The following is a 14,454-nucleotide window of genomic DNA, read 5'->3' on the forward strand; positions in this document are numbered from 1 at the left end:
CCGGTCGGCAAGCTGCGTGCCGGCCGCTCACGTAGAATCCGCGCTCCGCTTCTTTCGCCGCTCGCTGGGGTGTGTTCGTGAACGTCAATGTCTTGCTCCTGCTCCTGGTCACCGTTGTCTGGGGCACTACCTTCCCGCTGCTCAAGTCGGCCTCCAGCACCTTAAGCGGCCTCGAGATCACCGCCCTGCGCTTTGCGGTAGCCGGCATCGCCATGCTGCCCTTTGCACTGAAGGCCACGCGTGCGACCTGGCGTGATGGCGCCGTGCTTGGCGCGCTGGCGCTATTGTCCTATGTCGCACAGGCGGTCGGGCTCGAATACATCTCCTCGAACCGCTCCGCCTTTCTGACCAGCTTGAATGTGCTGATGGTGCCCTTCCTTGGCCTCCTGTTCGGCGGACGCCTCTCGGCGCTGATGGTTGGCGCGGCCACGCTGGCCTGTGCCGGTATCGGCCTGATGTCCTGGGATGGCGGCGCCCATCTGCTCGGCGATGCGATCACCATCGCCTGCGCGCTGGCTTATGCGCTGTATGTGATCGTGCTCTCGCAACGAGCCGGCCGCCACGAGGCGCGCCAGCTGGCTGCCACCCAGATCGTGCTGATGGCGCTGTTTGCCCTGCTGTGGATGCTGGTGGCCGATGCGCGCAACGACAGCCTGGCCAGCCTGGGTACGCGCGCCCTGCCCCATCTGGATACCGTGCTCTATCTGGGCCTGGTGGCGAGCGCTGGCATGCTGTTCCTGCAGGCCGTCGCGCAGCGCCATGTGTCGGCCGACAAGGCCGCCATCATCTATGCGATGGAGCCGGTATTCGCCGCCCTGTTCGGCTGGCTGTGGCTGGCGGAAATCCTCACCCTGCAGGCGGCCATCGGTGGCGCGCTGGTGGTGCTGGCGGTCATCCTCAGCGAGCTTAAACCGGCTGTCGCACAAAGCACCGGCTAGTCGGCAGTGGATGGCGCCGCGGCAAAGCGCCAGCTATGACGACAGTATCGTCTGCCGTCGGATAGCCATCATGCAGCGCGCCCTGCTTGACCGCCTGAAACCCCTGTTGGCGCTGTGTTTACTGGCCGGCTTGTGCGCCTGCGCGAGCCAGTCCGGGCCTAGCCGGCAAGCGCTGGCCGACCTGCTGCAGGACAGCGCCTTCCGTCCCGCCAGCGTCCCCAGCGCCAATGAGATCTTCGCGGCCGACGCCCATATGCAGCGTTTCCTCAGCGAACAGGTGCGCCCCGGCATCCGCCATCTGGGCGCCAGCCGCGCGCTGATCGAAGGGCTGCGGCGCGGCAGCGGCGTACGCATCGACTACGACGCGAGCGAAACCCGTAGCGCAGCCGATACGCTGCGCCAGGGCGCCGGCAACTGCCTGTCCCTGGTACTGATGACCGCGGCGCTGGCCAAGCAGCTGAACCTGCCAGTCAGCTACCAGGAAGTGAGTCTGAGCAATGCCTGGAGCCGCAACCGCGATACCTATATCCGCCTCGGCCACGTCAATATCACCATCGGCTACCGCGATCTGCACGGCACGGCGCGCTATGTGAGCGACCCGGCCTGGACCATCGACTTCCTGCCAGCCACCAATCGGCAGCAGCGCGTGAGCACCGAGATAACCGAGGCACGTGTGCTGGCCATGTTCCTGAACAACCGCGCCGCCGAACTCATGCAGGCCGGCGAGCTGGATGCGGCCTACTGGCATGCGCGCAGCGCGGTGCTGACCGACACGGCCTTCCTCGGCGCCCTGAACACCCTGGGCATCATCTACCACCGCCATGGTCAGCAGGCAGCGGCCGAGCAGGTATTCCGCAGCCTCGTGGCCCAGCCGGGCGACCAGGCGCTCGCGCTGTCCAATCTGGTTCTGGTGCTCGACGCCCAGGGCAAGACCGAGCAGGCCCGCGCGGCCGAGGCCCAGCTGGCCAGGCTGGATACCGAAAAGCCCTTCCGCGATCTGCTGCTGGGCCTGGCCGCACTCGAGCAAGGCCAGTACGCGCTGGCCCTGCGCCATTTCGAACGCGAGTTACGCCGCGACCCCGACTACCACGAGACCCATTTCGGCCTGGCCGTCGCCCACTACCAGCTCGGCAATCTGGCCGCGGCCGAACGCCATCTGCGCCAGGCGCAAGGCAGCGCCGAGACCAGCCAGGACCGCATACGCTATGCCGCCAAGCTGGGCCGCCTGCACGAACAGCAGGCGGGTGGCTAAGCCTAGGCAGCAGCAAAAAGGGCAGCCCAGAGGCTGCCCTTTTCTGAGGCGACGACGTGTTCAAGCCAGCTGGGAAAAATCCAGCGCCACCGCGGTGGCTTCGGCAATCTGGGCCTCGCTCACGCCCGGAGCCAGCTCCTTCACCACCAGGCCCTGCGGCCCCACTTCCAGCACACCCAGATCGGTGATGATCAGATTGACCACGCCAAGACCGGTCAAGGGCAGCGTGCACTGCGGCAGGATCTTGGCATCGACGCTGCCGTCCTTCTTTTTCGCTACATGCTCCATCAGCACGATCACGCGGCCCACGCCCGCCACCAGGTCCATGGCACCACCCATGCCCTTCACCATCTTGCCCGGAATCATCCAGTTGGCCAGATCGCCCTTCTCACTAACCTGCATGGCGCCGAGGATGGCCAGGTTGATCTTGCCGCCCCGTATCATGCCGAAGCTGTCGGCCGAGCTGAAAATGGCCGAGCCGGGCAAGGCGGTAATCGTCTGCTTGCCGGCATTGATCATGTCCGGATCGACCTCGTCCTCGCTCGGAAAAGGGCCGATACCCAGCAGGCCGTTTTCCGACTGCAGCCACACCTCTATGCCGGGCGGCACATGGTTAGCCACCAGGGTGGGCAGGCCAATCCCGAGGTTCACATAAAAGCCGTCGCGCAATTCCTTGGCCGCGCGGGCAGCCATCTCATCTCTATTCCAAGCCATTGCTCTCACTCCATGATCTACACACCGGCGCGTGCGAAGCGGCCCAAACAGCCCATCCTCATCCGCGCCGCAAGGCCACCTTCTCCTCACAGGAGAAGGCCTGCGACTAAGCGTTCGGGTTTTCTTTCGTGGTGCGCTTCTCGATGCGTTTTTCAGGGTGCGGATTGAGCACGATGCGCTGCACATAGATGCCTGGGGTGTGGATCTCATCGGGGTCGAAGCTGCCGGTTTCGACGATCTCCTCCACCTCCACCACGGTAACCTTACCGGCCATGGCCACATTCGGATTGAAGTTGCGTGCGGTGCGCCGGTAGATCAGGTTGCCGGCCTTGTCGGCCTTCCAGGCCTTGACCAGCGAGATATCGGCGGTCAGCGCGTGTTCAAGCACATACATGCGCCCATTGATCTCGCGCGTCTCCTTGCCCTCGGCCACCACAGTGCCGTAGCCGGTAGCGGTGAAGAAGGCCGGAATGCCGCAGCCGCCGGCGCGCAGCTTTTCCGCCAGCGTACCCTGCGGGGTGAACTCGAGCTCGAGTTCGCCAGCTAGGTACTGGCGCTCGAACTCCTTGTTCTCGCCCACATAGGACGACACCATCTTGCGGATCTGGCGCGTCTCCAACAGCTGGCCAAGGCCAAAGCCATCCACACCGGCGTTATTGGAGATGGCAGTCAGATTGCGCTTGCCGCTGTCGCGCAGCGCGGCAATCAGCGCCTCGGGGATGCCGCATAGGCCGAAGCCGCCCACGGCAATGGTCTGGCCATCGGCGACCAGATCGGCAAGCGCCGCGGCAGCGCTGGGGTAGAGCTTATTCATGGCATTTCCTGTCTTGATACAAAACTGAGCACCGGCGGCCGGTGTGTCTATTGCGCCACCCAGCCACCATCCATATTCCAGGCCGCGCCCCGAATCTGGCTGGCCGCCTCGCTGCACAGAAACACCGCCAGCTGACCGAGCTGCTGCGGGGTGACGAACTCGTGCGAGGGCTGCTTCTCGGCCAGCAGCTCGCGCTGGGCCTCGAGCAGGCTGCAGCCTTCCGCGGCGGCACGCGCGGCGATCTGCGCCTCGACCAAGGGCGTGCGCACCCAGCCCGGGCAGATCGCATTGCAGGTCACCCCGGTTTCCGCCAGCTCCAGCGCGCTTACCTTGGTCAGCCCGACCAGGCCATGCTTGGCCGCCACATAGGCCGACTTCTGGCGCGACGCCACCAGGCCGTGTACCGAGGCGATATTGATGATGCGCCCCCAGTTGCGCGCCCGCATGGCCGGAATGGCCAGCCGGCTGGTGTGAAAACTGGCGGACAGATTGATGGCAATCACCGCGTCCCAGCGCTCGGGCGGGAAGTCCTCCACATTCGCCACATGCTGGATGCCGGCGTTATTGACCAGGATGTCCACGGCGCCAAAGGTCTGCGCGGCAAAAGCCATCAGCGCGGCGATGTCGTCCGGCTTGCTCATATCGGCCGGGTGATAGGCGACGCGCACGCCGAGCGCCTCGATCTGTGCACTGGCCGCCTGGGCGTCGCCAAAGCCATTCAGCACGATGTCGGCGCCCTGTGCGGCCAGTTCCAGCGCAATGCCGAGTCCAATGCCGCTGGTGGAGCCGGTGACCAGCGCGGTCTTGCCCTTCAGGGTCTGCATGTCAATCCTCCGTCCGCTGCGCGGCGCAGCGTGTTGTGGGAGTACGCGCACGCCGTCCGGCGCCAGTAGGCAGCCGTGGACGTGCACACATCATGGCCAAGCGTATAGGGTCAATCCTAGATGCCACTGCGCGCGCTCGCCGGCACGGGACCTGATGTCCAGTCCGCGGCCGCACAGGGGCTTACCACGATTGTCTCCAGTATCGGTTCGGCCGCTTCGAAGGGCGACCGACCAGCTCTCGGGGGAGCCGGGGCGCATTCAGCAGCAAGCGTGCCACGCGGACTCAGACCAGAAAAAATCCATACAAAACAAGCGGCTTCCGCCACACCGGCACAGCAGCGTACGGCAAGGGGCACGCGCGGCGCGCGCAGCTGTCCGCAGCGGCGGACAAGGCCCGCCCCCGCACCAGCGAGCTCTGTATTGCGGCCCGGAATGCATGCACGTGCCTGCTCGCCTGGCCAATCAAGGCGCCGCAAAGGCCTGGTCAAGCATCGCGGCGCGAGCGTATCTTGCCCAGCTTCGCTATCCTGCGTTTTTCGCTTCTTGATGAAACTGTTCACCATGGCCGCCGCCACGCTGCTTTCCCTGTCCGCCGCCGCGCTCGATGCGCCCGTCGCCCCCATCCAGCCCAAGACCCTGCGCCTGCATGGCGACACGCGTGTCGACAACTACTTCTGGCTGCGCGAGAAGGACAAGCCGGAGACACTCGCCTATCTACAGGCGGAAAACGCCCATGCCGAGGCGCTGACGCGCGCCAGCAAGCCGCTGGAGGAACGCCTGTTCCAGGAGATGAAGGCGCGCATCAAGGAAGATGACAGCTCGGTGCCCTATCGGCTCGATGGCTTTTACTACTACTCGCGCTTCGAAGCCGGCAAGCAGTACCCGCTGCTGTGCCGCAAGCCTATCCAGGCCGATGGCAGTTGGCAGAACGCGCCAGAACAAATATTGCTGGACGTGAATTCGCTCGCGCAGGGCAAGTCGTTTATGGAGGTGGGCGAGTTCGAGGTCAGCCCGGATGGGCAGTGGCTGGCCTTCACTACCGACAGCACCGGCTTTCGCCAATACCGGCTGCAGATCAAGGACCTGCGCAGTGGCAAGCTGCTGCCCTTCAAGCGCGAGCGGGTCACCTCGGTAGCCTGGGCGCTCGATAACCGTACGCTGTTCTATTCCACCGAGGACAAGCAGACCAAGCGCAGCAACCAACTGTGGCGCCACCAGCTGGGCGATAAACAGGACCAGCTCGTGCACGAGGAAAAGGACGAGCGCTTTGGTCTGGATGTCTACCTGACCCGCAGCAATGGCTATCTGATCGAACAGGTGAGCAGCCACACCAGCAGCGAGATCCGCTATCTGAAGGCTGATGCGCCCAAGGGGCGCTGGCGCGTGCTAGCCAAGCGGCGCGCCAATATCGAATACAACGTCGATCACCGCGACGATGCGTTCTATATCCGCATCAACGACACCGGGCGCAATTTCCGCCTGGTGAAGGCACCAGTCAGCCAGCCCGGGCGTGAACACTGGCAGGAAGTGCTGGCCGAACGCGCGGACGTGATGCTGGAAGGCATCGACCTGTTCAAGCACTTTCTGGTGCGCCATGAACGCCAGAACGGCCTGAACCAGCTGGTGATCACCGATCTACGCAGCGACAGCAGCCATGCGATGGCCTTCGACGAGCCGGCTTACAGCCTAGGTGTCGAGGCGAATGCCGAGTGGGACAGCCAGGTATACCGCTATAGCTACGAGTCGATGAGCACGCCGAGCACGGTGTACGACTACGATATGGCCAGCCGCCAGCAGACCCTGCTCAAGCGCCGCCCGGTGCTGGGCGATTTCGACCCGGCCAATTATGTCAGCGAGCGCATCTGGGCCACGGCGCCCGATGGCGTGCAGGTGCCGATCTCGCTCGTCTACCGCAAGGGCACGCCGCGCGATGGCAGCGCGCCGCTATGGCTCGATGCCTATGGCGCCTACGGCATTCCCAGCGATGTATATTTCTCCTCTGCGCGGCTCTCGCTGCTCGACCGCGGCATCATCGTGGCCGAGGCGCATATCCGCGGCGGTGGCGACCTGGGCAAGGCCTGGCACGACGCGGGCAAGATGGCGCAGAAGATGAATACCTTCACCGACTTCATCGCCTGTGCCGAGCACCTGATCGCCACCCAGTACACACGCGCCGACCGCCTGGTCATCGAGGGTGGCAGCGCCGGCGGCCTCTTGATGGGCGCGGTCAGCAATCTGCGTCCCGACCTGTTCAAGGTGGTGGTCTCGCACGTGCCCTTTGTGGATGTGCTGAGCACCATGCTGGACGCCAGCCTGCCGCTGACGGTGGGCGAGTACGAGGAGTGGGGCAATCCGAACAAGCGCAGTGAATACGGCTGGATGCGTGCCTATTCGCCCTACGACAATCTGCGCGCCCAGGCCTACCCGACCATGCTGGTGAAGACCTCGCTGCACGACAGCCAGGTCATGTACTGGGAGCCGGCCAAATACGTGGCCAAGCTGCGCACGCTGAAGACCGACAGTAATCCGCTCTTGCTGGTCACCAATATGGGCGCCGGCCACGGCGGGGCGAGCGGGCGTTTCGACCGCCTGCAGGAAGTGGCTTTCGATTTTGCCTTCGTGCTTAACCAGCTCGGCATTACGCGCTAATCCACGCATAGCCGACACAGGGCGACCCTTGGGTCGCCCTTTTTCATGCCGGCCATCCGAAGTAGCGAACTTTCTCCGCCCGGCGGTCAGCCACACGGGGCCGACTTGGCTACAAAGCCAGCATGGCCCGCCCTCCCAGGCGCGGGCAGGAGCCCCGCCATGCCGCAATACCTGATCTCGATGCGCGCCATCGACCGCAAGACGCGCCGCTTTATCGCCGAACCGGGCGAGGCGCTGTATCTGGAAGTACCCGATGGTCAGCTGCCCGACCCCAGCCACAAGCTACCCACGGCACGCTGGCTGACCCGCGTGCGTGATCTGGCCGATGGGCAGGCTGACGGGGTGATGTCGGATGGCGGCGATATCCTGGTGTTCATCCATGGCTATAACAACTCGCACGATGAAATCATGCAGCGCCATCGCCTACTGCAGCTGCAGCTCAAGGCAGCCGGTTGGCAGGGCATCGTGCTGTCCTTCGACTGGCCGTGCGAAAACCAGCTGCTCAATTACTGGGAAGACCGCTCGGATGCGGTGGCCACCGCCAAGGTACTGATCGAGGATGGCCTACGCCTGCTGGGCGAAGTGGCCGGGCGCGAATGCCAGACCAATATCCATCTGCTCGGCCATTCGACCGGCGCCTTCGTGATCATGAAGGCCTTCGAGAAGGCCACCGACTACCGCGAGCTCTACCAGAGCAACTGGCGCATCGGCCAGGTGGCGTTTATCGGCGGCGATGTATCGGCCGCCAGCCTTGACGCCGACTCGGCCTGGAGCCGCAATCTGTTCGAACGCATCATGCGCCTGACTAATTACCAGAATGCCTACGATATGGTGCTCGGCGTCTCCAATGCCAAACGTCTAGGCGCCGCCCCGCGCGCCGGGCGCGTGGGCCTCAGCAACCGCGCGCATGCCAAGGCCATCAATGTCGATTGCAGCGATTACTTCCGCAACCTCGACCCGGACAAGCAGCAGGACAAGGTGGGCTGGTGGCCGCACTCCTGGCATATCGGCAACCCGGTGTTTGCGCTCGACCTGGCCATGACGCTGGAAGGCCGCTACGACCGCCACTACCTGCCCACGCGCGAGCAGGTCAATGGCGAGCTGCGCCTCAAACCGGGCGAGCGCCCCAAGTTCGAGCGCAAATGGCTGAAGCGCGACCGCTGAGCCAGCTGGCCGGTGTATATAAGCGTTTCCACATGCGGTAATCTGACGGACAAGCCCGTACCGGATGTCCCTCATGTTTGCGCCTTACCGCCCTACCAGCCTGATCGCCACACTGTTTGTGCTAAGCCTGCTACCCGCCCAGGCCACCAACAGCCTGAAGGTGCTGCTCGATACCAGTACCGAGATGCCGATGGCCGAGTTGCGTGGCAACCGGCTCACCGCCGGCCTGCATCATGATGTGGGCCAGGCGCTGGCCGCCGAGCTGGGGCGCACGGCGCAGTTCATCGTGCTGCCGCGCAAGCGGCTGGGCAGCGCGCTGGAAAGCGGCGAAGCCGACCTGATGTGCCATTACCTGCCCGACTGGCTGCCGGGCAAGCTAGGCTGGAGTACGCCCTTTCTGCCTAATGCCGAACTGCTGATCAGCGACCGGCGCGAACCGCGTCCGGCTGCGCTGACCGCGCTGGCGAATATCCCCATTGGCACCGTGCTCGGCTTTGCCTACCCCGAGCTCGACAAGGCACTGGGACGCGACTTCCGGCGTGAGGATGCGCCGAGTTCCGGCGCCAATCTACGCAAATTCGCCGCCGGGCGCGTCCAGCACGCGGTGGTCAACCAGCTGTTCCTGGCCTATCAGCAGCGTCAGGGCCACTTCAAGGCCGCGCTGCATCCCGCCTTGATCATCCGCCCCTACCAGGCCCAATGTGCGGTATCACCTAAGGGCAGCGTGAGCCTCGCCGAGGTCAATCGCGCCATTGCCGCCCTGCAGGCCAGGGATGCGATCACGCCCCTGTTTGCGCGTTACCGTTAAGGCTGCGGCACGTACGCAACACGCACTAAATCACTGATTGCCTTATTTTTTTCGCTGCACCACACTGCAATGGTGCAGCGCACAAAGACGCTATTCAAGGAGACGACACAGCACCTGACTTAACAGGAGTCGCTGATGACACGTTCCGATCTCTTTCCCTCTGTGCTGCAGGCTAGCCATCTGCCCGCCATGCAGGCCCATCTGCTGCGCTTGTCCGATACCGATCGCGTGCAGCGCTTTGCCCAACCGGCCAGCGACGAGGTGATCCTCGCCTATCTGCGCAGGCTGAACTTTCAACGCGATGCCCATTATGGCGTATGGGAAAACGCCGGCCTGCTGCCCCAGCTGGTCGGCCTTACCCATCTGGCCGTGGACCCCAAGCTCGGCCTGGCCGAGATCGGCGTCAGCGTGGATGCCGGCTACCGGCGCCAGGGCCTGGCCGGCCAGATGCTGGAGCGGGCAATTCTGCATGCGCGCAATCTCGGCATCGTCGAGGTCGTCATGTACTTTCTGCCTTACAACACCGAGCTGGTGGAGCTGGCGCGCCGCCTGGGCATGCGTCTGAGCGTGGGCCATGGCGATGGCATCGCCCGCCTGCAGCCGGGCGAGGCGAATCTGGACAGCCTGAGCCGCGAATGGCTGGCCGATTGGCAGGACAGCACCCAGCGCAGCCTGCACAACTGGGCGGGCGAGGTGCGCAATGCCAGCAGCTCGCTCAGCCAGTTGCTGCACAAGGGTACAGATCAGCGCGATTAGGGCCTGTTCACCCTAAGCCAGCGGGTGGTAGTCGAGCACCAGCACATCGGCCAGCTGGGCTTTCAGGCGTACCACCAGCGCCTGGTGCTCGGGGTGGGGCAGATAGGCATCGCGCGCGGCGGCATCCACAAAGCTCAGCAAAAAGCAGTGGCTGAAGCCCTTGTCCAGGCCTTCGCTGCTGTTGTTGTGCCCCCACTCCAGCGCGCTGATGCCGGGAATCTTGCTGGGCAGGGCCGCGAAATCGGCCAGCAGAGCGTTCAGGACATCGGGCGCGGTGTCGGCGCGGAATTGCAGCAGGACCGGGTGGCGTAGCAGCATGATGGGGCTCGTCTCAGGATAAAGTAGCAATTCTATCCACCCGGCCCGGCGCTGCCCTAGGCGGCTGGCCACTTCTGCATGGAATGGATTGCATCGATGACGCCTGCCCCCGCGCCAGCGCGGGTCAACTGCCTGCGCTGCCAGCACCACTACATCAGCTGGGACCCGAACTTCCCCTATGGCTGCCGCCAGCTGGGTTTCAAGAGCCGGCGCATGCCCTGTCTGGAAGTACTGGCCGCCTCGGGCCAGCCCTGCAATTACTACAGCCCGCGCGCGCCGCGCAGTGCGGACGACAAAACTGATTAGGGCTGCTTGATACCGAGCGCCGCACACATCTGAGCCAGCCGCTGCGTCGGGCTGCCGCTGACGATGCAGAATGCCGCGCCACTTGCCTGCAAGGCAGCCTGATAGCGCGCAAACAGGGCCGGGCGATCGTGCGGGTTTTCGCGCAGCGGGTCGGGCTGCCAGACAATATCGGGTGTGGGCAGAATATGCAGCGCATAGTCGTGGGCCGGCCAGGCGGCCTCGATCTCGACCGGGCACAGGCCAAAGCGCACCTCGGCCCAGATCTTGCACACCAGTGCATTGGTATCACACACCAGCCAATCGCCCTGATCCGCCCCCTGCCACAGGGCCGGCTCCGCTTCGCCGGCGCGCTGGCCCTGGGCAATGGCGATCACATCGTCCAGCCCGTAGTGCGTATCACCCTTAGCGGCAAAATAGTGGCGCGCATACTCGGGCAGCCAGGGTGCATGCAAGACGTTGGCCAGCTCGCGCGCCAAGGTAGTCTTGCCCGATGACTCGGCGCCGACGATGGCCAGCTTACGCATGCGCGCCCCCGAGCAGGCGGCGGCGCCAATCCCACCAGCCATAGGCGGCCAGCAGCGCGAGCAGCACATACAGCGCCGCGGTGATATGCAGCTGCTTATGCCAGTAAATACCGGCGGCGAGGAGGTCGAGCCCTATCCACACCGGCCAGTTTTCCAGCTTGCGGCGCGCCTGCAACCACTGCGCGAGCACGCCGAACACGAAGACGGTGGAATCGAGCCAGGGCAGATCGGTAGGCAGGAACTGCAGCTGCAGCTTGGCCACCAGCACGGTGCCCAGCACGCCCAGCCCCCACAAGACGGCATGATCGCGCCAGTGCATAAGGCTGATGGGCAACGCGCGCTGCGTGGCGCCGCGCCGCCATTGCAGCAGGCCGTAGACCGCCAGCAGTACATACAGGCCGTTCAGTGCGGCCTCGCCAAACAGCTGGAACTGCGCGAACAGCGCCATATACAGCAGGCCACCCGCCATCTGCAGCGGCCAGGTCAGCCAATGGTTGCGCGCCGCGAGCCAGATGGCCGCGATGGTCAGCGCAAAGCCGGCCAGCTCGGCCAGGCTCAATGCGCTCAGTTGGGACAGCAGGGCTTGCATGGGTGATGGGTGTTGAGCTCGAAGGCGCGCAGTATACGCCGCCCGCCGCCACGCCAAGCGGCGTGCCAAGCCGGCGCCCAGCGCTTAAAATTCCCGCCCCTTACCCACCGGCGCCCACAGCCCATGTCCGCACGCTTTTATCGCCATCTGGATGGCGGCTACTACCGCTTTGTGTCCGATGCCATGTCGGCCGACACCGACAGCCCGGTCATCATTTATGAGCATCTCTGGCCGTTCGAGCCCGGTCTGTGGGTGCGCGCACGCGCCGACTTCCTGGCCCGCTTCAGCCCGGTGGAGGCGGCCGAGGTGGACGCCGCCTGTGCAGGGGAGCGCAGCGTGGCCCAGGCTGCCGTCAATGCGGCCAAGGCACGCCGCCGGGCGGCCAAGCCGGCATGAGCCGTGCGCTGTGCCCGGCGGTCTGCCAGGCGCTGGCCACCAGCGATCCGAGCGACAAGGCTGCCCTGGCCGATGCGCTGTGGGCCGCCTGGCAGGCGGGTGAGCTGAATCCCGCACAGGGCTGGCACAACCTGCCCGCGCAGCCGGGCCGGCCGGCACGCCCTGCCCTGCTGCCCCCCGCCCAGGTGCCGCAGCGCAAGTTGGGCAGCCTGGAAGGGCGCGCTGCGCTGCTGCATGCGATCTGCCATATCGAATTCAATGCGATCAATCTGGCGCTCGATGCCGCGGCGCGCTTTGCAGGCCTGCCGACCGACTACTACGGCGACTGGCTACGCGTGGCGGCCGAGGAAGCCGGCCATTTCCGCCTCTTGCGCACGCACCTGGCCAGCCTCGGCTACCAGTACGGTGACTTCCCGGCCCATAACAGCCTGTGGGAAATGGCCGAGCGCACCCAGGGCGACGTGCTGGCGCGCATGGCCCTGGTACCGCGCCTCTTGGAAGCGCGCGGGCTGGATGTGACGCCAGGCATGCAGGCCCGCCTGCTGGCTGCGGGCGACCCAGAGGCGGTGGCGATACTGGACATCATCTTCCGCGATGAGGTCGGCCATGTGGCGGTCGGCAATCGCTGGTTCCGCCATCTGTGCGCCGAGCGTGGCCTCGACCCCGTGCTCACCTTCCGCCAGCTGCTGCCGCACTTCAAGGCACCGCGCCAGATTGGCACCCTGAATGAAGAAGCCCGCCGGAGGGCGGGCTTTCAGGATGCCGAGCTGGATGCGCTGCGCGACTACGCCGCGAACGGCTAGGCCGCGCAGGCAGGTTTACAGCTTCTGGCCGGCGTGAATGGCCACGGCGGTATTGGGTGCCAGATTCAGCATGGCCGTGCCATCGGCCGCCACGGTCACCACATTGCCATCGCACACCGTGCCGTTCTTCAGGCCCGTGGTCACATCGCAGTAATTGCCCGCCGCCATGCCGGTCTGGAAGCTGCGCTGCACATTGCTGCCCTCGCGATTGATGGCCACAAAGCCCTGACCGCCGCGCGAGAAGGCAATCGCATTTGCGCCGTTATCCCACCAGTTGGTGATGGCGGTGCCGGCCACCTGCTTGCGGAAGGCGACCATATTGGCGATGGCGGCGTCGCGGTGCTCGCAGATCCAACTGCCTACGCCAGGCGTGGCGGGCCAGCTGGCCGCGCAGTTGCTCGAGGCTGCCGTGGCGGGCGGGCCGGCATCCTTGCCCGCCGTATTGGCGCGGTCGAAGCCGTAGCTGGACATGATGGACGGATAGCCATAGGGCTGGGCCAGCATCCAGATATTGGCCAGGCGGTGCACCACACCATCGGTGTAGCGAATGCCGCTACCGTCTTCGCGCTGGGTGTCGTGGTTTTCCAGGAAGACCACCGCCTTATCACTCGGCATCAGATTCCAAGCCGCTACGGAGAACTGGCTGCCGGAGAGACCATTCGGATTGAGCTGGGCCAGGTACTGGTTGCCGCCCACCTGCTGGAATTTGTGCGAGGTGAAGCGGAAGGTGAACTCGGTGATATCAGCCGCCCCGCCGCTGCTATAGCCCAGGCCATAGTAGTCGCGCGGCTGCACCGCCTCGCCGCCCGCGCCGATCACTTCGGCGAACACATAGGGCCGCGCGCGGCCCTTAGCCAGCGCATCGTTGTTCACCAGCTTGAGGATCTCGTCCAGATCCACGGGCTGGATATGCTTGGTCGCATCAATGCGGAAACCGGCCACGCCCAGGTCCGCCAGGCTGATCAGGTAGTTGGCGATCTTCTGCCGCACCGTGGTGCTCTCGGTTTTCAGGTCCGCCAGGCCAACCAGCTCGCAGTCCTGCACATTGGCCGCATTGCCGTAGTTATTGATGCTGCAGGCGGTATGGAAATCGCCGCTCGCATACAGGCCCGGGTAGTTGTACTTGGTGTAGGTGGTGCCACCGGTTCCCGTGCCGGCCGAGGAAGCCGACATATGGTTGATTACCGCATCGGCATACACATCCACGCCGGCGGCCTTGCAGCGGTTGACCATATTGATGAACTGGGCGCGCGTGCCCGAGCGGCTCTCCAGCGCATAGCTGACCGGCTGGTAACGCGTCCACCACTGGGCACCGGCAATATGTTCCTGCGGCGGGGAAATCTGCACCGCCTTATAGCCCTTGGGGCCGAGCACGTTCTCGCACTCATTGGCCACATCGGCCCACTTCCATTCGAACAGATGCACAAACACATCACCGGCGGCGGTACGGCCGCTTGGGGTATAGGTCTGCGCCAGTGTCGGACGGTCGCTGGGTGGTGTGGGGGTCGGGGTTTCGCCACCACCGCCTCCGCCGCCACAGGCGGCCAGGCTCAGGGATAGCACGGTGGCCAGGACCGTGCGCTGGGGGGTCTTCAACAT

General features: G+C 64.9%; 16 protein-coding genes. 9 read left to right on the top strand and 7 right to left on the bottom strand.

The genetic code is table 11. The features are described from left to right. The first annotated feature begins 77 nt into the window (after positions 1-77). Together BT173_RS18175 and BT173_RS18180 are read left to right on the top strand one after the other, a co-directional pair. Complete coding sequence (locus BT173_RS18175) at positions 78-938, top strand: DMT family transporter (RefSeq protein WP_175545638.1); 861 nt, start codon at positions 78-80, stop codon at positions 936-938. A 70-nt stretch (positions 939-1,008) separates the two neighbouring features. After that, positions 1,009-2,190, top strand: coding sequence for a tetratricopeptide repeat protein (locus BT173_RS18180; RefSeq protein WP_175545639.1), 1,182 nt, complete (start codon positions 1,009-1,011; stop codon positions 2,188-2,190). 60 nt (positions 2,191-2,250) lie between these two features. On the opposite strand, the gene BT173_RS18185 is transcribed toward BT173_RS18180, so the two are convergent. From BT173_RS18185 to BT173_RS18195, 3 genes are all read right to left on the bottom strand, one after another. Continuing rightward, positions 2,251-2,904, bottom strand: a complete 654-nt coding sequence (locus tag BT173_RS18185; RefSeq protein WP_072430101.1) for a 3-oxoacid CoA-transferase subunit B — start codon at positions 2,902-2,904, stop codon at positions 2,251-2,253. Positions 2,905-3,010: 106 nt separating this feature from the next. Further along, positions 3,011-3,718 carry a CoA transferase subunit A gene (locus BT173_RS18190; protein ID WP_072430102.1) on the bottom strand — a complete coding sequence of 236 codons (708 nt, stop codon included), beginning with the start codon at positions 3,716-3,718 and terminating at the stop codon, positions 3,011-3,013. Between the two features lie 47 nt (positions 3,719-3,765). Beyond that, on the bottom strand, positions 3,766-4,542 hold the full coding sequence (locus tag BT173_RS18195) for a 3-hydroxybutyrate dehydrogenase (RefSeq protein WP_072430103.1): 777 nt from the start codon (positions 4,540-4,542) through the stop codon (positions 3,766-3,768). Between the two features lie 546 nt (positions 4,543-5,088). Between BT173_RS18195 and BT173_RS18200 the strand changes: the two genes are divergently transcribed. The 4 genes from BT173_RS18200 (at position 5,089) to BT173_RS18215 (ending at position 9,919) form a co-directional block, all read left to right on the top strand. Beyond that, complete coding sequence (locus BT173_RS18200) at positions 5,089-7,191, top strand: S9 family peptidase (protein ID WP_217651511.1); 2,103 nt, start codon at positions 5,089-5,091, stop codon at positions 7,189-7,191. Positions 7,192-7,350: 159 nt separating this feature from the next. Next, positions 7,351-8,355, top strand: coding sequence for an alpha/beta hydrolase (locus tag BT173_RS18205; RefSeq protein ID WP_072430105.1), 1,005 nt, complete (start codon positions 7,351-7,353; stop codon positions 8,353-8,355). A gap of 73 nt (positions 8,356-8,428) precedes the next feature. After that, positions 8,429-9,163 (top strand): substrate-binding periplasmic protein, encoded by a 735-nt coding sequence (locus tag BT173_RS18210; protein ID WP_072430106.1) that lies wholly within the window; start codon positions 8,429-8,431, stop codon positions 9,161-9,163. A gap of 135 nt (positions 9,164-9,298) precedes the next feature. Continuing rightward, positions 9,299-9,919: a GNAT family N-acetyltransferase gene (locus tag BT173_RS18215; protein WP_072430107.1), complete on the top strand. Its 621-nt coding sequence runs from the start codon at positions 9,299-9,301 to the stop codon at positions 9,917-9,919. 12 nt (positions 9,920-9,931) lie between these two features. Here the strand turns inward: BT173_RS18215 and BT173_RS18220 are convergent, their stop codons facing one another. After that, entirely contained in the window at positions 9,932-10,237 is a 306-nt protein-coding gene (locus BT173_RS18220) for a Dabb family protein (protein ID WP_084658867.1), read from the bottom strand. A gap of 96 nt (positions 10,238-10,333) precedes the next feature. On the opposite strand from BT173_RS18220, the gene BT173_RS18225 reads away from it, so the two are divergent. After that, positions 10,334-10,543, top strand: a complete 210-nt coding sequence (locus BT173_RS18225) for a hypothetical protein (protein ID WP_072430108.1) — start codon at positions 10,334-10,336, stop codon at positions 10,541-10,543. Here the strand turns inward: BT173_RS18225 and BT173_RS18230 are convergent. Next, a complete protein-coding gene (locus tag BT173_RS18230; protein WP_072430109.1) occupies positions 10,540-11,067 on the bottom strand; it encodes an AAA family ATPase in 528 nt (175 codons plus the stop codon). The two genes, BT173_RS18225 and BT173_RS18230, sit on opposite strands and share 4 nt — an antisense overlap. Further along, the gene (gene pnuC / locus BT173_RS18235) at positions 11,060-11,656 is read right to left on the bottom strand and encodes a nicotinamide riboside transporter PnuC (protein ID WP_072430110.1); all 597 of its coding nucleotides are present in this window, start codon (positions 11,654-11,656) and stop codon (positions 11,060-11,062) included. The genes BT173_RS18230 and pnuC overlap by 8 nt, the downstream gene beginning before the upstream one ends. A 123-nt stretch (positions 11,657-11,779) precedes the next feature. On the opposite strand from pnuC, the gene BT173_RS18240 reads away from it, so the two are divergent. Next, entirely contained in the window at positions 11,780-12,052 is a 273-nt protein-coding gene (locus BT173_RS18240) for a DUF1653 domain-containing protein (RefSeq protein ID WP_072430111.1), read from the top strand. Then, complete coding sequence (locus tag BT173_RS18245) at positions 12,049-12,855, top strand: ferritin-like domain-containing protein (RefSeq protein ID WP_072430112.1); 807 nt, start codon at positions 12,049-12,051, stop codon at positions 12,853-12,855. Before BT173_RS18240 ends, BT173_RS18245 begins: the two co-directional genes overlap by 4 nt. A 15-nt stretch (positions 12,856-12,870) precedes the next feature. Here BT173_RS18245 and BT173_RS18250 read toward each other — a convergent pair whose 3' ends face one another. After that, a complete protein-coding gene (locus tag BT173_RS18250) occupies positions 12,871-14,454 on the bottom strand; it encodes an alpha-amylase (RefSeq protein ID WP_072430113.1) in 1,584 nt (527 codons plus the stop codon).

The organism is Chitinimonas taiwanensis DSM 18899, assembly GCF_900119825.1.
GTDB classification, from domain to species: Bacteria; Pseudomonadota; Gammaproteobacteria; order Burkholderiales; family Chitinimonadaceae; genus Chitinimonas; species Chitinimonas taiwanensis.